Here is an 18,723-nt window from a genome sequence, read left to right on the forward strand (position 1 = left end):
GTATCTTTATTGGACTTTAGCCTATTATTAATTCCTATGAAGAAAACGGGAAATTGTGTCTGTCCAGTTAATTTTATTTGAGTGCGGTAGGAAATATAAAAAAAAAGACCTACTTAGTACTAAAACCAAGTAAGTCAATTTATTAAATTCCGAATTTTTAAACTTTTCTAAGCTTAAAGGTGCTAACCATAAGGAATGAAAGAATGATAATAATAAATAAGAACGTTTGTGACGGCAGGTATGGTATCGCCAAAAAGCTTAGAGTTGCCAAACAGCCAGCAGCAGTAATCGGCAGACCAGTAAAGTAGCCGTTGCTTTCGGTAATATTAAACCTAGCTAAACGAAAGGCACCGCAGCCAATATAAAATACAGTGAAAAATGAACCGGGGCCGCCGAATTCATTTAAAATTCCTTGGTATAGTAATAGTGCAGGGGCAACTCCAAATGATATAATATCACTCATGGAATCTAATTGTTTACCTAATTCCGACTCAATATTAAATTTTCGGGCGATCATTCCATCAAATCGATCTGCCAGCGCCGCAATAAAAATGAGCAGTAAGCTTAATCGCAAATTCCCGTGCAGACCAAACACGATGGCAAATCCACCTAATGATAAATTGGCTAAAGTGATGACATTTGCAGTTTGCGATTTTAATTTCTTGATGGTTTGATCTATAACATCCAATAAAAACATTTTTTACCTACCACTCCTTTCTTCAAGCCGAAGGAATTTATAATTTCCACAGTTTACTTTATAATATTTAATTTTAAGGGTTTTATGTCTATTCGTAAAGAGTATTTTTACACTATTTGGGGGTAATACCAGTGATACAGTCCTTTTACCGATTATTTATTGAATTAACGAATGGAAGGTGGACATCAAGCTTCTTAAAAAGATTTGCCAGGTCCCGTGCGAGCCGCGTCATTGTCCCTTCCTTTGCAAGAGTTTATCATCTCAATTTAGGAGAGATGGAGAAGGAACTGCACGAGTTCCCTACCCTGCATGATCTATTTGTCAGAAGACTGAAGAAGGATGCACGGAAAATTGATGAAGCAACCGATTCTGTGGTGAGTCCGGTTGATGCAGTCATTGAAGATGTTGGGAAAATCAATCAGAATAGTGAGATTCTTGTAAAAGGAAAAACGTATTCTATCGAAGAAATGCTGGGGGACGCAGGAGCTTTGCCAAAATATTTAAATGGTACATATATGATTCTATACTTAAGCCCAAGTCACTACCACCGGATTCACAGCCCAGTAAGCGGTACGGTTACTAAGCAATGGAAGCTTGGTTCAAAATCCTATCCTGTTAATAAGCTCGGGCTAAAATACGGAGTTCGTACACTTGCCAAAAACTACCGTATCATTACAGAAGTTCAAACAGAGTTTGGGCATGTGGCGATCGTGAAGGTTGGGGCTATGTTTGTCAATTCTATTGAAACCATTCATGAGGGTTCAGATTTAACAAAAGGCAGTGAGATGGCTTATTTTACCTTTGGGTCAACAGTGGTGTTGCTGTTTGAACATAACATCTTCGAGCCTGCTGCGGATCTAGAAACTCCTAAAGAAATTAAAGTCGGCGAAAAAATTGGTATCCTATTAAAATAAAAATGAGGCGCGCAAAAATAGCGCCTGCTTTTGGGCAAAAAGAAAAGCCCATTTGGGCAGTTAATTATGATGATTTTTTTATTTTATAAGAAAGGGACCGACGGCGAATTTCGGACTCAATAAGGTTAATAAATTCGCTGCTTAGGTTTAATTCTCTTGCTTTAAAGTAAGATTCAATCAGTAATTCATCGGAAAGTTTACGCATGTCTGATTCCACCTCCGGTTTATAAATTGATGGTTCTATTTTAGTAAAAGGGAACATAATATAGTAAGTTCAGATGGTGTACCCTAAATCTACCAAATTTATTCCTGTAGAACAATCGTTCTAATTATCCACAGGATAAGGTGGATAACTTGTGATTAGCTTGTTTATAAAGCGATGAAAAGTGTATGATTCAATGGGTATAATGTTAATAACGTTATCCACAGGTGTAGGGAAAGTAGATGTTTGTCGAAAAATATTTTTATTTTTTTATGAAACTGCCTTTTTCTTCATAAATCTGATATGATTCTGCCTATTTTGCATACATACATATCATGTATTGTCGGGATTTGAAGAACAATAAGATTAAGAATAAAATGGTTTTGCTTTTTCTTTTGAAACCAAAGTTAAAATTAGTTATGATGGTACAAGAATAGGGAAATCCTTGGCTTCATCACCAAAGATTAGTAATTTAATGAGGTGTACGCTTAGTGCTAAAACAATTTTTACCTGATGAACACGTGAAGAGCATTCTTGAGATATCTCCGGAACAATTAAAATCAAGAGGCATAAAGGGAATTATTACTGATTTGGATAACACATTGGTGGAATGGGACCGTCCAAACGCAACTCCCGCTTTAATTAAATGGTTTGAGGAATTAAAAAAGCAAAATATTCTAGTTACAATTGTTTCAAACAATAACAAAGAACGGGTAGGAGCCTTTGCAGATCCTCTCGATATTCCGTTTATTTTTCAAGCCCGAAAGCCGCTTGCAAAGGCTTTTAAGAAAGCAATTACACAAATGGGCATAAAAAAGGAAGAGGCTGTCGTGATTGGCGATCAGCTGTTAACCGATGTGCTTGGTGGAAACCGCAGCGGCTTTCATACCATTTTGGTGGTGCCTGTTGCCCAGACAGACGGCTTTTTCACAAAATTTAACCGTTTTGCAGAACGGCGGATTTTAAATTGGTTTCGAAAAAAAGGAATGGTTTCATGGGAGGATTAATTAGTGAGTGACCTACAACATATATGCATAGGCTGCGGAGTAAAGGTTCAGACAGAAGACCCTGAGAAAATTGGTTATGCTCCCGCTTCCGCATTGGAAAAAGAAACAATTATTTGTCAAAGATGCTTTCGTCTCAAGCATTATAATGAAGTACAGGATGTCAGCTTAACAGATGACGATTTTTTAAAAATACTAAATGGAATCGGCAAAACCGATGCGTTGGTTGTCATGATAGTCGATATTTTCGACTTTAACGGCAGTTGGCTTCCTGGGCTCCACCGGTTTGTCGGGGGCAATAAAGTGATCCTCGTTGGCAACAAGGTCGATCTGCTGCCGAAATCAGTTAAACATAATAAGTTGATTCATTGGATGAAGCAGGAAGCACGGGAGCTAGGGTTGCGTCCTGAGGAGGTATTTTTGGTCAGTGCGGCAAAGGGCTGGACGATGAAAGAAACAGCCGCTGCCATAGATGAATACCGCGATGGAAAGGACGTCTATGTAGTCGGCTGTACGAATGTTGGAAAATCTACCTTTATCAATCGGATTATAAAAGAGGTGACCGGCGAAGGGGATATCATTACGACCTCTCACTTTCCTGGCACGACGTTAGATATTATCCAAATTCCGCTTGATGACGGAAAATCACTAGTGGATACACCGGGAATTATCAATCACCATCAAATGGCGCATTTTGTTGATAAAAGGGATTTAAAAGTGATTACGCCTAAAAGAGAAATCAAGCCGATGGTTTTTCAATTGAATGAGGGGCAGACATTATTCTTTGGCGGGCTGGCCCGGTTTGATTACGTAAGCGGAGGCAGAAGATCTTTTGTTTGTTATCTTTCCAACGATTTAAACATCCATCGGACAAAAGTCGAAAATGCCGATGAGCTTTATGAAAAACATGTTGGGGAAATGCTGACCCCTCCTCGGCAAGAGCATCTGGAAACATTTCCGGAGCTTGTCAAACAAGAGTTTTTCATTAAGGAAGCCAAGACAGATATTGTTTTTTCAGGTCTTGGCTGGGTGACTGTCAATGAACCAGGAGCTAAGGTAATCGCCTATGTTCCCAAAGGTGTTCAAGCATTATTACGAAAATCATTAATATAAAAAGTGAAACTGGGTGGGGAGAAATACGTGAAAAAGCTATATGCGGTTATTGGATATCCAATCGGGCACTCCATGTCCCCGGTGATGCACAATGATTTATTTTCTTTTTATCAAATCGATGGCCATTATCTCCCTTTTCAAGTGGCGCCGGAGAACCTCGAGGATGCTGTGAAAGGCTTAAAAGCAATTGGGGTTGGTGGATTTAATGTAACTATTCCTCATAAAAGCAGAATCATCCCTTATCTTGATGGGGTAGACGAACTGGCGAATGCAATTGGTGCGGTAAATACCGTCGTTAACGAAGACGGCCGTTTGATTGGTTATAATACAGACGGATCTGGATTTCTAACGGGATTGGAAAACCAATTTGCTTCTATTGAAGGAAAAAAGATTCTTGTGATTGGAGCGGGCGGTGCGACCAGAGGTATTTATTTTACTTTGGCAAAGGAAAAACCCGCTAAGATTGACATTGCCAACCGGACCGTGGAGAAAGCTTGGAGTCTCATTAATGATTGTCCGTATCCCAATTCATCAGCTGCCTTTTCTTTGGAGGAAGCGGAACAGGTACTGGAAGATTACGACTTAATTATCCAGACAACCATGATTGGGATGGCGCCGAAAGTTTCTGAACAGCCGATTAAACTCGACAACTTAAAGAAACAGGCAATTGTTTGTGATATTGTTTACAATCCGCTGAAAACAAAATTTTTACAAGATGCGGAACAAAAAGGTGCACAAATTCAAAATGGGATTGATATGTTTGTTTTTCAAGGGGCTCTTGCTTTTGAAAAATGGACAGGGACTTTCCCGGATGCAGAACGAATGAGAGCAATTGTGCTCAAACAACTCGGAGGTTAATACATGTTAACAGGAAAACAGAAACGATTTTTACGTTCAAAGGCCCATCATTTAGATCCGATTTTTCAAGTTGGAAAGGGCGGCGTAAATGAGAACATGGTGAAGCAAATTGCTGATGCTCTTGAGGCAAGGGAACTCTTTAAAGTAAGTGTCCTACAAAACTGCGACGAAGATAAAAATGTGGTTGCCCAGCAGCTTGCTGATGGGGCAGGGGCAGAATTAGTACAGATTATCGGAAATACGATCGTCCTTTATAAGGAATCGGTTGAAAATAAACAAATTACTCTTCCCTAAAGTAAAGGTGGGGTTGTATTATGAAGGTTGGAATTTTGGGCGGAACGTTTGATCCACCACATTTCGGACATCTTTTGATTGCTAATGAGGTTTTAGCCGCTCTTTCGCTTGATGAAATTTGGCTCATGCCGAATCGAGAGCCTCCGCATAAGAAAAAATCGGAATCGATTTCGAACAATGACAGGCTTCAGATGCTGGATTTGGCCATTGAAGGGAATCAGGCATTCAAAATTCAGCCAATCGAACTTGACAGGGAGGGGCCATCTTATACCCTTGATACGATGAAGGTCCTTAATGAAACCTATCCCGGGCATCAATTTCATTTCATAATTGGTGCGGACATGATTGAATATTTGCCTAAATGGCATAAAATTGATGAACTGGTTAAGCTTGTCCAATTTGTCGGCGTACAAAGACCTTCCTACAGCCATCTTACAGAGTATCCTATTCTGTACGTTGATGTACCGGCGATAGAGGTATCTTCAAGTATGATTAGAGAAAGATTTAAAAACGGAAAAACTGCGCGTTATTTAATGCCTGATTCCATCATCCACTATATTGAGGAGAACCATTTATATGGAACGTGATGTAGCATTAAAGCTTGTAAAGGAACAATTAACGGAGCATCGCTACCAGCATACCTTAGGCGTAATGGAAACAGCCATTGCGTTAGCTAGAAGGTATGGGGCAGATGAAAAAAAGGCCGAAACGGCTGCTATTTTTCATGATTATGCCAAATTCCGCCCAAAAGAGGAAATGAAGGAAATTATTAGGACCCAGGGGTTTTCTCAGGATCTACTCAGGTTTAATGCTGAACTTTGGCATGCTCCTGCCGGCACCTATCTTGTTGAGAAGGAAGCAGGGATTAAAGACAGAGAAATTCTCGATGCTATCCGTTACCATACATCAGGAAGGCCGGGGATGAGCCTGCTTGAAAAAATTATCTATTTAGCGGATTATATTGAACCAGGCAGACACTTTCCGGGTGTTGAGGAAGTACGGGAAATGGCAAACGAGAATTTAGATAAAGCATTGATCCAATCAGTCAAAAATACGATATTATTTTTAATGAAAAAAAATCAGACTGTCTATCCAGAAACGTTTCATACGTATAATGATTTAATCCAAAATGGAAGGGTTGAGTAAATGGACAATCAAGAACTACTTCAATTGACAGTTAAAGCAGCGGATGATAAAAGGGCTGAAAACATTCTTGCACTAAACATGAAGGGAATTTCGCTAATTGCCGATTACTTTATGATTTGTCATGGAAATTCCGATAAGCAGGTTCAGGCAATCGCAAGAGAAATTAGGGAAAAAGCCAATGAAAACGGGCTTGATGTGAAGAGAATGGAAGGTTTTGATGAAGCGCGGTGGGTGTTAATCGATTTGGGGGACGTTGTTGCCCATGTCTTCCATCGTGACGAAAGAAGCTATTATAATTTGGAGCGCTTGTGGGGAGATGCCCCGCGGGTTGACGTCTTGAGTGAATTAAATTCATGACAAGCTACCAGCATTTCGCCTATCTTTATGACGAACTCATGAAGGACGCACCATATGATGAATGGATTCGATTTGTGGAAGAGAAGCTTGCCAAATACGATATTAAAGGTAGAAAGCTGCTTGACCTAGCCTGTGGAACAGGGCAGCTTTCTGTTCGTTTTGCCAAGCAGGGCTTCCAAGTGACCGGATCTGATTTATCGGCTGACATGCTGGCTGTTGCCCAAGCAAAAGCAGAAGCAGAGGGGCTTGTGATTCCATTCTTTGAACAGAATATGGCTGAATTCGAAAACCTGGAACAGTTTGATGTCATCGGCATCTTTTGCGACTCCTTGAATTATTTGGAAACGGAACAAGAGGTTAAAGAAACCTTTTTGCATGTTTTTCAACATTTACAGCAGGGCGGACTTTTTATTTTTGATGTTCATTCTATTTATAAAATCATTCAAGTCTTTATGAACCAAACCTTTGCTTTAAATGAAGACCATATCGCTTATATTTGGAATAGCTTCCCAGGGGAGGAGCCAAATAGCGTGGAGCATGAGCTAAGCTTTTTTGTCTTGGATGAAAAGTCGGGAAGATATGATCGTTATGATGAGCTTCATTATCAGCGAACCTTTAGTGTTCAGCAATATTCCGATTGGCTGGCTGAGGCAGGTTTTCAATTATTAGAGATAAATGCTGATTTTGAGCATGCTAAACCACAAACCCATTCAGAACGAATTTTTTTTATTGCACACAAAAAATAAGCCATCTTTCTTAAAAAGATGGCTTTTTTTTATTTATTCTTGCAGGAATTTGCGGAAATTTGGCGAATTAATGTTTTGAGATATGCAATTCTACTTTATCAAGATCTTCCTTGAATTTTGCGTGGGTGGCTTGAAATACATGTTCAAACATTTCCCCAAGCTCATTGTCGAGCACCTTAATTCCTTCTCCGGTAATTCCGCCTTTCACACAAACTTTTTCCTGGAGCGATGGTAAGGTATAATGGCCTTGCTTAAGCAATTCACCAAGACCTACAATCATCTCACTGGCCAAAACTGTGGCTACTTTTTCATCGATTTCCGTTTCCTTTACGGCTGCATTAATAAATGCCTGCAGCAAATAACTGAAAAATGCAGGTCCGCAGCTGACAATATCCGATGCTACTCTTGTTACCTTTTCATCAATATCAACTGGGACTGAAATCTTCGTCATTAAATTGTCCATTTCCAATCTCCAATTATCCTGACAGCTTTCCCCATAGGTCATTAAGGAAACTCCCGAAAGAGCCCGATTCGTGATGCTTGGGATGACTCTTACCACAGAACAAGAAACCTTACTCTCAATTTGTGCTGTACTGATAGGGCTTGTTATCGAAACAAGACATTTATTTTCCGTCAAATGGGGATTGATCTTATCTATCACCTTAAAAACATCTAATGGCTTTACACAAACAAATATTAAATCGGATTGTGCCGCAACTTCTACTTCATTTGCCCCAACCCTAATTTCCTTGTATTTATCTTTAAGCAGCATGGCTTTAGCGATCGTTCTGTTCGTAATCAGCATCGAAGAAGGAGATACGGCTTCTCCGTCAATTAACGCTTCCACCAAAATCCTCCCCATATTACCGGTGCCGATAATGCCAATATTCATTGTTTCGACCCTCCTTCACCTCAGAGTTTCTTTTATAACCTTATGAGGAATGTTTGTAAAATATACCTTTAGAAAGGATGGATCCAAGTGAAAGACTGGTTGATGGAACATAAGAGTTATGCTGTTGCTGTTGCATTGCTTGTCGTGGTCTTGATTTTTTATTTTTACCAAAACGGTGCTAGTGAGGCTATCCAACCGCAGCCCTTAGCGACTGATCAAGTATCAGAGGCAGGCAGTATTCAAGAAAAATCCGATGAAATTATGGGGAAGAAACAGAGTCAAACAGCTCCAGTGATCATGGTAGATGTAAAGGGACAGGTGAAACAGCCAGGTGTTTATAAGGCCTCAGAGGGGGAGCGGGTTATTGATGTGGTTAGCCGTGCGGGAGGTGTAACCGAACAGGCCGAGCAAGGCCAAGTGAATTTTGCTGAACGGGTAAAGGATGAAATGGTCATTTATATTCCGGCAAAGGGTGAAGGGGCGGTGGTTCTCCCGGAGGCATCGGGAAATGGAGTAATGGTCTCAGGGGGGACAGGTCAGAATGAAGGGAAAATTAATCTCAATAAAGCGGAGGTCAATGAACTGCAAAACCTGCCTGGTATCGGGCCGGCAAAGGCAGCGGCGATCATCGATTACCGGGAAACAAGCGGACCCTTTAAACGAGCAGAAGATTTAAAGAATGTCAGCGGAATCGGTGAAAAAACGTATGAAAAATTAAAGGATTTGGTTACGGCGCCATAATTCTATCATTGACGTTCATGGACAAGCACTATTAAACTTAAACAAAGAAAACATCATCAAGGGAGTGGCTAAGGTGAATCGTATTTCATGGGATCAATATTTTATGGCGCAAAGTCATTTGCTTGCACTGAGGAGCACTTGCACCCGGCTCACAGTTGGGGCGACCATTGTTAGGGATAAGCGGATTATCGCCGGGGGCTATAACGGTTCCATTGCCGGCGGAGACCATTGTATCGATAAAGGTTGTTATGTCGTAGATAATCATTGTATTCGTACTATTCATGCTGAAATGAATGCCCTTTTGCAATGTGCAAAATTTGGCGTTCCGACAGCAGAAGCGGAAATTTATGTGACCCATTTTCCTTGTTTGCAATGCTGTAAAGCGATTATCCAGGCTGGCATTAAAACTGTTTATTATGCTGAAGATTATAAGAATCATCCTTATGCAATTGAACTGTTTAAACAAGCGAATGTAAAAGTGGAAAAGGTAGAATTAACCGAATCAGTGATAGATTTTCGAAAGGTTAATTCATAACCTTTGTTTGGCGCCGGACTTGAATCCGGCGTCAATATTATTCAAAGACTGGAGAAGGCACGATGACCGGAAAATATATTTATTTTGCAGTTGCAGCTCTTTTAGGAGTATTGGCGGCACTGAACCATTTTCTGCCCTATTTTATGTTGTCCATCCTTTATCTGTTTGTTTTGCACCATTATAAAAAGCTTCAACCATACCTATTATCTGTAATAACCGCAGTATGGCTTGTATTTTTCCTCTTTGGCTTTCAGGCAGCCAACCACAATCATACGAAAATTCCTGAGACTGTCTCTTTATTTTCCCTTGAATATATTCAAGACCCCAAAATAGATGGTGATTTATTACAAATCCAGGCAAAAGAGCATGTTTATAAAGAAAAACTCCTTATCCGCTACAAAATGAATTCACAACAAGAAAAAGAAGACCTTAAAGATAAGTCTTTTTATGGTTATGTATGCAAGCTGTCTGGTGATTTGAAGAAACCAAAGATAGCTAAAAATCCGAATGGCTTTGACTATAGTAATTACCTTAAAACAAAAGAAATTTACTGGATTGTTGAAAGTAAGGAAAATCCTCTGAGTAACTGTACTCCTGTAAAGAGAAGTTCCCCGTTCACTCTCATTCAAGATCTCCGCTTTATGGGAATACATTACCTCGAAAAACAGTTTCCAACCGAAATTGCATCATTATCTTCCGCTTTAATTTTTGGCGAGAGGGGAATGCTTAGCCTGGATTTACAGGAGGATTATCAAAAGACAGGACTCGTTCATTTATTGGCGATCTCAGGACTCCATGTTTCCCTCCTGATCGGGATGGTTTTTTATATGGGGATAAGATTGGGTTTGACTAGACAGACGATGACGAATTTTCTTTTGATGGTATTGCCTGTATATGTCATCTTAACTGGCGCGTCTTCGTCAGTAATTCGTGCAGGGCTTATGATTTTTCTTGTTCTGGCAGTAATAAAGTGGAAGAACCAGCTTAAATTGCTGCCCCTTGATGCCATAAGCCTTGCCTGTATCATATATCTGACCTTTAATCCGTTGGTGCTTTTTGACGTCGGCTTTCAATTATCGTTTACAGTAAGTGCCGCCATCATCTTGTCTGCAAAGTATATTTTGGGGAAATACTCGATTACTATTATCCAAATGATTGTCATTTCCGCAGCCTCTCAATTAACCGCACTCCCTTTTCTGCTGTATCACTTCTTTGGATTGTCCTTCATAGGAATAGTGGCTAACTTAATCTATATCCCGTTATTTTCATATGTTTATCTTCCTGGATTGTATGGTTTATTTTTTATTCAACTTGTATTAGGGTGGACTCCGGGAATCCTCATAAAATTCTTCATGTCTATAATTACCCTTTTTAACACTTTAATTGCTTTACTTGCTGATTTAAACTTTGCTGCATTAGTGCCCGGAAGACCAAATCTTTTCTTTTTACTATTTGATATTGTGGTGATTGTTTGTATTTTTTACATTTGGGAAAAGAGGGGGTATCCAAATAGAAAATGGCATCTTGTCGGTTTATCTGCCGCTCTATTGACATTTCAATCAGGCTGGAACTGGGCCGACCCCTTTGGTGAGGTAACGATGATCGATGTGGGACAAGGAGATAGTATCTTCATCCATTTTCCCCGTGGTGGCGGGAATTATTTGATTGACACGGGTGGAACGATGAATTTTATGGATGAAAATTGGCAAAAGCGGGCGAAACCGTACGAGGTGGGAAGAGATGTTGTTGTTCCATTTTTAAAGGGAAAAGGGATCACAAAAATTGATAAATTAATCTTAACACACGGGGATATGGATCATATCGGGGGTGCCAAATCTATAATAAAAGAACTTAAAGTAGAAGAAATTCTTCTGCCCTCAGTCGCCGAACCATCTGCCATGGAGGAAGAAATCAAGGCGGAGGCTGAAAAAAAGGGAATAAATCTCGTTCTCGTTTCTTCTGGATATCGATGGGGAAACGCGGATCATCAATTTTATATACTTAGTCCGGATGAGAACTTTAAAGGAGAACGAAACAGCGGGTCGCTTGCCATTTTTGCCCGTTTCGGAGGGTTGAATTGGTTTTTTGGCGGAGATTTGGATAAGCCGGGTGAGGAAAGAATTATCCAGAAATATCCAGAATTAACGGTAGATGTCCTTAAAGCTGGACATCATGGGAGTAAAACATCAAGCTCTGAAGCCTTTATTCGGCAGGTTAAGCCTAAAGCGGCCATTATTTCTGTAGGGGAAGATAATCGATTTGGACACCCCCATCAGGAGGTGATTAAGCTTTTAAAAGAAGTAAATGCGGTAATTTATCGAACTGACCTGCAGGGAGCGATTACTTACAGTTTTTATAAAAATACAGGAACCTTTTCTACGTTTTTGCCATAAGATACATCACTTAATGAAAAAGAGGCTGCGGGTAATACAGCCTCCTGAAACTCTTATGTAGCATTAATTAAGAACCGATCAGCTTAATGACTGTAGCAATGATAAACATTACAGCAAAAAAGCCAAAAGACACACCAAATCCAACCCCTGAATCAATTGCATCGTTACGCTTGCTTTGCGGATTTTTTTCAAATTGGTTCACAGTCTACCCCTCCTATTTCACAATATAGTATAAGCGATTTCCTTAAAAAAATCCAGCCTCCCCTAAATGCTTTTCCTGTACTGACAAGTGTTGTCAAAATAGTTTGACTAACAAAGGGCTACAATAAGCTTACCAAAGGAACTCCGCCTGACATATCGGTACCTAGGGCTGATAAAAGCAGGCGTTCATTATAGATCGGGAATTGGCACTATGGCGAATGCTGTCAATTCCCTTTTAATTATTCGGAAATAACTATTTCGAACCTGGCGTTTTGTACTTGTCAAATTGTCCAAGCTTCATTACGATAATAAAGAATGAAATAAAGGGGAGCGCTGGACAAAATGGTAACAGATGTATGGCGAAAAATTAAACAAAATCATATTGCTCCTATTTATTTATTATATGGAACAGAAAGCTTTTTAATCAATGAGACCAAGCAATTGCTGCTAAACCATATATTAAATGAAGAGGAAATGGACTTTAATTTTGCAGCCTATGATTTGGAGGAGACTCCGCTTGAAATTGCAGTAGAGGATGCGGAAACCTTTCCGTTTTTAGGAGAGAGAAAGGTTATTTTTTTACATAATCCGATTTTTTTAACAGCTGAAAAATCGAAAGAAAAAGTCGAGCATAATATAGCAAAGCTTGAAGCCTATATACAGGAGCCTGCACCGTATACTGTCTTGGTCATTTCGGCACCTTATGAGAAATTAGATGAACGAAAGAAAATTACAAAAGAACTTAAACGAACTGCAGAGGTCGTCGAGGCAAAAAAATTAAATGAACATGAACTAAAAAATTGGGTGAGGGACCGGGCGAAGATAGCAGGAATCGAAATCGAGACTGATGCTGTGGAGCAGCTCCTCGCGCTTTCGGGCACCAACTTGTTCATGCTGTCGAGTGAATTAGAAAAGCTTGCTTTATATGCTGCAAATGAGAAAAGAATTGATGCGGCGCTTGTGGAAAAATTGGTTGCTCGTTCATTGGAGCAAAATATTTTCACGCTAATCGAAAAAGTGGTGCAGCGGAAATTGGAGGAAGCATTAAGGATTTATTTTGATTTGTTAAAGCAAAATGAGGAACCAATCAAAATATTGGCTCTGCTTTCTAATCAATTTCGCCTAATTTATCAAGTGAAGGAGCTGTCACGACGCGGATATGGCCAGCAGCAGATTGCCGGTTTCTTGAAGACCCATCCATTTCGAGTGAAGCTAGCTCTCGGACAGGCAGCGCAATTTACGGACGAGGAGCTTGCAAATCTCATGAGCCTCCTTGCCGAAGCCGACTATCAAATGAAAACCGGCGGGATGAATAAGTCATTACTGATAGAAATGTTACTGTTCAAATTAAAGAAATAAAAAAACGATTCCTGAAAAAGGAATCGCTTTTTTATTATAGTGCGTTGATTTTCTTCATTAGGCGAGCTTTTTTACGAGCTGCAGCGTTTTTGTGGATAAGACCTTTTGCAGCTGCTTTATCTAATTGGCTAGCAGCATTTACTAAAGCTTCCTTCGCAGTAGCAGCGTCGTTAAGAGTAACAGCAGCTTCTACTTTCTTTACTGAAGTACGCATTGCAGATTTCGCCATTGTATTTTGAGCATTACGAGATTCGCTAGTTTTTACACGCTTAATAGCAGATTTAATGTTAGGCATCAATTTCACCTCCTGTAAAGAATCGAGACTATATGAACTCGACTAAACATTCATAAACAATTATTCGCAACAAGAGATATTTTATCAAATGGTCAACTAGATTGCAATATAGAATTCATTAGCTCGGCTAGAATAAATTGCATGTTTTCTTTGAAAAGGGGCAAAAATAGGAAATAGTTTCTATTTGCAGGAAATCTTTTTTTACTAATGGAGGATTGAACATGAAGGAATCTATCGACTTAAGTCAATATTCGGTCCGCACTGATTTAGCGATTGAAGCCAGGGAAATGGTACTGGCCCAATCTGTTGAACAAGAGGAAAACTTGTCTCAAATTGAAGGGGTCATTATTAAAGAAAAAGATGTTGACGATATAAAAATCTCCTTAGTAGAAGTGACGAAACAAGGAGAGGCGCAGCTTGGAAAAAAAGCCGGACGATATTTAACCTTGGAGGTCCAGGGGATCCGTCAGCAAAATACGGAAGTGCAGCAAAAAGTGCAGAAAATCTTTGCTAGCGAGTTTGCCCATTTTCTAGAGGGGTCAGGGGTTAAGAAAACCGATTCCTGTCTTGTGGTTGGATTAGGGAACTGGAATGTAACGCCGGATGCGGTTGGTCCGATGGTTTGTGAAAACCTGCTTGTGACACGCCATCTTTTCCAGTTACAGCCGGAAAATGTGGAGGAAGGCTACCGATCTGTCAGTGCATTGTCACCGGGAGTTATGGGGCTGACAGGCATTGAGACCAGCGACATTATTTTCGGAGTTGTAGAAAAGATCAAGCCGGATTTTGTAATCGCTATTGATGCCTTGGCATCACGGTCTATTGAAAGGGTAAATTCTACCATCCAAATCTCTGATACTGGCATCCATCCCGGTTCTGGGGTGGGGAACAAACGAAAGGAATTAAGTAAAGAAACATTGGGTGTTCCTGTTATTGCTGTAGGAGTTCCTACAGTGGTTGATGCCGTTTCGATTACAAGTGATACGATTGACTTCATTTTAAAGCATTTTGGCAAAGAAATGAAAGAAGGGAACAGACCTTCAAGAGCACTTGCTCCGGCCGGGATGACCTTTGGAGAACGACGCAAACTGACCGAAGAAGATTTGCCGGAGGAAAAGCATCGTAAAACCTTTCTTGGCATTGTCGGTACACTTCCGGATGATGAGAAACGCAAACTGATTCAAGAAGTCCTTTCACCGCTTGGCCATAATTTAATGGTTACGCCAAAAGAGGTTGATGTGTTTATTGAAGATATGGCAAACCTTCTCGCCAATGGACTAAACGCCGCCCTCCACAGCACCGTTGATCAAGGTAACGCAGGGTTCTATACACGATAAAAATGTTAGAGGCAGTCTGATTTGGACTTGCCTCTAAAAAATGGTTCTACCAACTCTATTAATGTCATAGGATTTACTAGAATCCTTTTTGTGAGAGGTGGAACCATGAAAACCAAAGCTTCAGGAACTTTTATTATGGTGCAAGGGACAAGTGTCCTTAAGTTTATGGCAGCACTGTTTATATTTTTATTGTTTATTTTTTCTATCAGCGGGCTCTTAACATCCTTAAAGCCCCAATATAGACTATCTTCATCCTCTGTCAACCAGGCGGCAACGAAAGTGAACGGTGAACTTCTTTTTCAACTAATGGGCTGGGAAAACCACCACTTCTTAAAAGTGAAGCCTGACTTTACGATGCCAACATTAACGAATTTGGTTTTTAAACTGTCAAGCAACATTAATTTGGATGACCCAAGAAGTATGCTTGGCCGAGAACTGCCAGGATTTTTTCAGTTTGATGGGCAGATATTGGTTGCAGGGGAAGGGACAAATTATACAAATATGCCATTGGAATCCTCGCCGCCGATTGAAATTATGAAAGCGGAACAAGAGGCATCCCTTCAGAATATAGAAGGCTTGGACAAACCTTCGGATAATAATCCGTCACCTGCACCCGGCCAAACGACTGGAGATCGGAAGGTTGTCTACGTTTACTTTACTCATAATCGGGAATCCTATTTACCGTACCTTAAAGGGGTCACCAATCCTAATTTAGCTTTCCATTCGCAAATCAATGTCACAAAAATCGGCGACCAATTAAAAGAAAGCCTTGAAGAAAGAGGAATCGGAACCTTTATTGATAAAACGGATGTTCAAGCGAATCTAAATAAAAAGGGTTTAAAATATTGGGATTCTTATACGGAATCCCGTTCCGTGGTACAAACAGCCATGGCCTCCAACCGGGATTTGCAATATTTAATTGATATCCACCGCGATTCAAAGCGGAAGAAGGATACGACCGTTACTATTAACGGGAAATCTTATGCCAAAATTGCTTTTATCGTCGGTGGTAAAAATCCAAATTATGAAAAAAACGCAAAGCTTGCAAATGAATTACACCAACTTTTGGAAAAAAAATATAAAGGTTTAAGCAGAGGAGCATTCGTAAAAAATGAACCTGGAAGCAACAATATCTATAATCAAAACCTTTCTGAAAATGCGATGTTAATTGAATTTGGCGGTGTCGATAATACATTTGAAGAACTGAACAGGTCGGCAGATGCACTCGCAGATGTGTTCAGCGATTATTTCTGGCAGGCAGAAAAGGTGAACAAGGATACGGAGCAATCTACTAATAAACAATAGATGATAGGAGCATTTCATATGAAAATGTTCATGGTAAAAAGTTTCATTATCGCAGCGCTAATGTTTATTTCAGTTTTAACGGGAATGGAACTGGCGAACAATGGAATCCAAAAAATGAAAGGGTATCAGGATCCCAATTTTCAAAACGCGGTCTCTATAAATGAAACAGGGACTGATCTAAAGGCGACCTTTCTTGGCAAAAATATTTCCAATCATGATATTGAAGCAAAAAAGAAGAAACTTGAAGAGATCAATGCCTATAATTTTTTCTCCTCAATGGGTAGAAAAATGTCAGATGGCTTAACCAAAGCTTCTGAGAGTCTGATTGATTTGGTAGTGAAATAAACGGCGGCACCAGTGAAGGTGCTGCTGTTTTAGTTTTCATTGAATCTTGATAATCCTCTTGTTATAATGAAAAATAGTGTATCTGCGCCAATTTAGTAGGAGTGAACCACATGAATAGAGATGAACGACTGAAACGACAAGAAAAAATCAGAAACTTTTCAATTATTGCCCATATCGATCATGGTAAATCGACCTTGGCCGATCGAATTTTAGAAAAAACCAATGCCCTCTCCTCCCGAGAAATGAAAGCCCAGCTTTTGGACTCGATGGACTTGGAGAGAGAGCGCGGGATAACGATAAAATTAAACGCGGTCCAGTTACAATACAAAGCCAAAGATGGCGAAGAATATATTTTCCATTTAATTGACACCCCGGGACATGTCGATTTCACCTATGAGGTGTCGCGCAGCCTGGCTGCTTGTGAGGGGGCTATTCTAGTTGTCGACGCAGCGCAGGGAATTGAAGCGCAAACATTGGCAAACGTTTATCTAGCATTGGATAACAATCTTGAAATCTTACCTGTAATTAATAAAATCGACCTCCCGAGTGCAGACCCAGAAAGGGTGCGCGATGAAATTGAAGAAGTCATAGGGCTTGATGCTTCCGAGGCAGTTTTAGCCTCTGCAAAAGCTGGAATCGGAATTGAAGATATCCTTGAGCAGATTGTTGAGAAGGTCCCTGCCCCTGTAGGAGATCCTGGGGCGCCATTAAAAGCACTGATTTTCGATTCGCTATATGATGCCTATCGCGGTGTAATCGCCTATATTCGTATCGTCGATGGGACTGTAAAGGTCGGCGATAAAATTAAAATGATGGCCACCGGTGCGGAATTTGAAGTGACTGAAGTCGGCGTTCATAATCCAAGAGAAGTGCAGCGAAATGAATTAACTGTCGGTGATGTGGGCTATCTGGCGGCATCTATTAAAAATGTCGGCGATACCCGTGTCGGGGATACGATCACCAATGCCAAAAACGGAGCTAAAGAAGCGCTGCCTGGCTATCGTAAATTAAATCCAATGGTTTATTGCGGAATGTACCCAATTGATACAGCTAAATTTAATGATCTCCGTGAAGCGTTGGAAAAGCTGCAGCTGAATGATTCCGCCCTGCAATTTGAACCGGAAACCTCACAGGCGCTGGGGTTTGGCTTCCGCTGCGGATTCCTGGGACTGCTTCATATGGAAATCATCCAAGAGCGGATTGAGCGGGAATTTAAAATCGATTTAATTGCGACTGCTCCAAGTGTTATCTATCATGTCCATATGACAGACGGAGAACAGATCAACGTGGACAACCCATCCAACATGCCTGACCCGCAAAAAATCGACCGGGTAGAGGAGCCATATGTGAAAGCAACCATGATGTCGCCAAATGATTATGTTGGCGCAATTATGGAGCTTTGCCAGCAAAAACGCGGCAATTTTATCGATATGCAATACTTGGATGAAAACCGGGTCAGCATTATTTACGAAATTCCGCTTGCAGAGATTGTTTATGATTTCTTTGATCAATTGAAGTCAAATACGAGAGGCTATGCTTCATTTGATTATGAACTGATCGGTTATAAACCGTCCAAGCTGGTTAAAATGGATATCATGTTAAACGCCGAAAAAGTTGACGCTCTTAGCTTTATTGTCCATAAAGACTTCGCCTATGAACGGGGAAAAGTAATTGTCGAAAAGCTGAAGGAACTAATTCCAAGGCAGCAATTCGAAGTTCCTATTCAGGCTGCCGTCGGGCAGAAAATTGTCGCCCGTTCAACCATAAAGGCGATGCGTAAAAACGTTTTAGCGAAATGTTACGGTGGTGACATCTCCCGTAAACGTAAATTGCTCGAAAAGCAAAAAGAAGGTAAGAAGCGGATGAAACAGGTTGGTTCCGTTGAAGTGCCGCAAGAAGCGTTCATGGCCGTGCTAAAGATGGACGACAATAATACAAAAAAATAACTTCAACACGAGGTCAGGACAAGCCCATAAAGGTGAAGCCTGC

Annotated in this window: 21 protein-coding genes and 1 pseudogene; 17 read left to right on the top strand and 5 right to left on the bottom strand. The window is 40.4% G+C overall.

The features are described 5' to 3' along the window. Positions 1-157: 157 nt before the first annotated feature. Positions 158-697, bottom strand: coding sequence for a CDP-diacylglycerol--serine O-phosphatidyltransferase (pssA, locus tag KHB02_RS13170; protein ID WP_213120099.1), 540 nt, complete (start codon positions 695-697; stop codon positions 158-160). 131 nt (positions 698-828) lie between these two features. Between pssA and KHB02_RS13175 the strand changes: the two genes are divergently transcribed. Beyond that, positions 829-1,611, top strand: a complete 783-nt coding sequence (locus tag KHB02_RS13175; RefSeq protein ID WP_213144786.1) for a phosphatidylserine decarboxylase — start codon at positions 829-831, stop codon at positions 1,609-1,611. A gap of 64 nt (positions 1,612-1,675) precedes the next feature. Here the strand turns inward: KHB02_RS13175 and sda are convergent, their stop codons facing one another. Beyond that, entirely contained in the window at positions 1,676-1,816 is a 141-nt protein-coding gene (gene sda, locus KHB02_RS13180) for a sporulation histidine kinase inhibitor Sda (protein ID WP_213144787.1), read from the bottom strand. Positions 1,817-2,304: 488 nt separating this feature from the next. Between sda and KHB02_RS13185 the strand changes: the two genes are divergently transcribed. Genes KHB02_RS13185 through KHB02_RS13220 form a run of 8 tightly spaced genes read left to right on the top strand, consistent with a single transcriptional unit; the run spans position 2,305 to position 7,331 of the window. Continuing rightward, entirely contained in the window at positions 2,305-2,820 is a 516-nt protein-coding gene (locus KHB02_RS13185) for a YqeG family HAD IIIA-type phosphatase (RefSeq protein WP_213144788.1), read from the top strand. 3 nt (positions 2,821-2,823) lie between these two features. Continuing rightward, positions 2,824-3,930: a ribosome biogenesis GTPase YqeH gene (gene yqeH, locus KHB02_RS13190; protein ID WP_213144789.1), complete on the top strand. Its 1,107-nt coding sequence runs from the start codon at positions 2,824-2,826 to the stop codon at positions 3,928-3,930. Positions 3,931-3,957: 27 nt separating this feature from the next. Continuing rightward, entirely contained in the window at positions 3,958-4,788 is an 831-nt protein-coding gene (aroE, locus tag KHB02_RS13195) for a shikimate dehydrogenase (RefSeq protein ID WP_213144790.1), read from the top strand. Between the two features lie 3 nt (positions 4,789-4,791). Then, entirely contained in the window at positions 4,792-5,082 is a 291-nt protein-coding gene (gene yhbY / locus KHB02_RS13200) for a ribosome assembly RNA-binding protein YhbY (protein WP_213144791.1), read from the top strand. Positions 5,083-5,099: 17 nt separating this feature from the next. Then, positions 5,100-5,669, top strand: a complete 570-nt coding sequence (locus KHB02_RS13205) for a nicotinate-nucleotide adenylyltransferase (RefSeq protein ID WP_213145288.1) — start codon at positions 5,100-5,102, stop codon at positions 5,667-5,669. Then, positions 5,659-6,228 carry a bis(5'-nucleosyl)-tetraphosphatase (symmetrical) YqeK gene (gene yqeK, locus KHB02_RS13210; RefSeq protein WP_213144792.1) on the top strand — a complete coding sequence of 190 codons (570 nt, stop codon included), beginning with the start codon at positions 5,659-5,661 and terminating at the stop codon, positions 6,226-6,228. Before KHB02_RS13205 ends, yqeK begins: the two co-directional genes overlap by 11 nt. Next, positions 6,229-6,585, top strand: a complete 357-nt coding sequence (gene rsfS / locus KHB02_RS13215) for a ribosome silencing factor (RefSeq protein WP_213144793.1) — start codon at positions 6,229-6,231, stop codon at positions 6,583-6,585. Beyond that, positions 6,582-7,331, top strand: a complete 750-nt coding sequence (locus KHB02_RS13220; protein WP_213144794.1) for a class I SAM-dependent DNA methyltransferase — start codon at positions 6,582-6,584, stop codon at positions 7,329-7,331. Before rsfS ends, KHB02_RS13220 begins: the two co-directional genes overlap by 4 nt. Before the next feature lie 67 nt (positions 7,332-7,398). Here the strand turns inward: KHB02_RS13220 and comER are convergent, their stop codons facing one another. After that, positions 7,399-8,223, bottom strand: coding sequence for a late competence protein ComER (gene comER, locus KHB02_RS13225; RefSeq protein ID WP_213144795.1), 825 nt, complete (start codon positions 8,221-8,223; stop codon positions 7,399-7,401). Positions 8,224-8,310: 87 nt separating this feature from the next. On the opposite strand from comER, the gene KHB02_RS13230 reads away from it, so the two are divergent. The 3 genes and pseudogenes from KHB02_RS13230 to KHB02_RS13240 all read left to right on the top strand — a co-directional run bounded on the left by KHB02_RS13230 (position 8,311) and on the right by KHB02_RS13240 (position 11,892). Next, positions 8,311-8,964: a helix-hairpin-helix domain-containing protein gene (locus tag KHB02_RS13230; RefSeq protein ID WP_241113846.1), complete on the top strand. Its 654-nt coding sequence runs from the start codon at positions 8,311-8,313 to the stop codon at positions 8,962-8,964. 73 nt (positions 8,965-9,037) lie between these two features. Further along, positions 9,038-9,484, top strand: a pseudogene (locus KHB02_RS13235) (ComE operon protein 2); the annotation flags it as partial. A 77-nt stretch (positions 9,485-9,561) separates the two neighbouring features. Continuing rightward, complete coding sequence (locus tag KHB02_RS13240) at positions 9,562-11,892, top strand: DNA internalization-related competence protein ComEC/Rec2 (RefSeq protein ID WP_213144797.1); 2,331 nt, start codon at positions 9,562-9,564, stop codon at positions 11,890-11,892. A gap of 67 nt (positions 11,893-11,959) precedes the next feature. Here KHB02_RS13240 and KHB02_RS13245 read toward each other — a convergent pair whose 3' ends face one another. After that, positions 11,960-12,094, bottom strand: coding sequence for a YqzM family protein (locus tag KHB02_RS13245; protein WP_213120113.1), 135 nt, complete (start codon positions 12,092-12,094; stop codon positions 11,960-11,962). A gap of 341 nt (positions 12,095-12,435) precedes the next feature. On the opposite strand from KHB02_RS13245, the gene holA reads away from it, so the two are divergent. Continuing rightward, on the top strand, positions 12,436-13,452 hold the full coding sequence (gene holA / locus KHB02_RS13250) for a DNA polymerase III subunit delta (RefSeq protein WP_213144798.1): 1,017 nt from the start codon (positions 12,436-12,438) through the stop codon (positions 13,450-13,452). A gap of 34 nt (positions 13,453-13,486) precedes the next feature. Here holA and rpsT read toward each other — a convergent pair whose 3' ends face one another. After that, positions 13,487-13,747: a 30S ribosomal protein S20 gene (gene rpsT, locus KHB02_RS13255; RefSeq protein ID WP_213120116.1), complete on the bottom strand. Its 261-nt coding sequence runs from the start codon at positions 13,745-13,747 to the stop codon at positions 13,487-13,489. A gap of 221 nt (positions 13,748-13,968) precedes the next feature. On the opposite strand from rpsT, the gene gpr reads away from it, so the two are divergent. The 4 genes from gpr (at position 13,969) to lepA (ending at position 18,680) form a co-directional block, all read left to right on the top strand. After that, positions 13,969-15,084 carry a GPR endopeptidase gene (gene gpr, locus KHB02_RS13260; RefSeq protein WP_213144799.1) on the top strand — a complete coding sequence of 372 codons (1,116 nt, stop codon included), beginning with the start codon at positions 13,969-13,971 and terminating at the stop codon, positions 15,082-15,084. A gap of 105 nt (positions 15,085-15,189) precedes the next feature. Continuing rightward, positions 15,190-16,389 (top strand): stage II sporulation protein P, encoded by a 1,200-nt coding sequence (spoIIP, locus tag KHB02_RS13265; protein ID WP_213144800.1) that lies wholly within the window; start codon positions 15,190-15,192, stop codon positions 16,387-16,389. 18 nt (positions 16,390-16,407) lie between these two features. Continuing rightward, a complete protein-coding gene (locus tag KHB02_RS13270) occupies positions 16,408-16,734 on the top strand; it encodes a DUF3679 domain-containing protein (protein WP_213144801.1) in 327 nt (108 codons plus the stop codon). Between the two features lie 110 nt (positions 16,735-16,844). Further along, a complete protein-coding gene (gene lepA, locus KHB02_RS13275) occupies positions 16,845-18,680 on the top strand; it encodes a translation elongation factor 4 (RefSeq protein ID WP_213144802.1) in 1,836 nt (611 codons plus the stop codon). Positions 18,681-18,723: the final 43 nt, after the last annotated feature.

The sequence above is a fragment of the Neobacillus citreus genome, assembly GCF_018343545.2.
In the GTDB taxonomy this organism is placed as follows: domain Bacteria; phylum Bacillota; class Bacilli; order Bacillales; family Cytobacillaceae; genus Neobacillus; species Neobacillus citreus.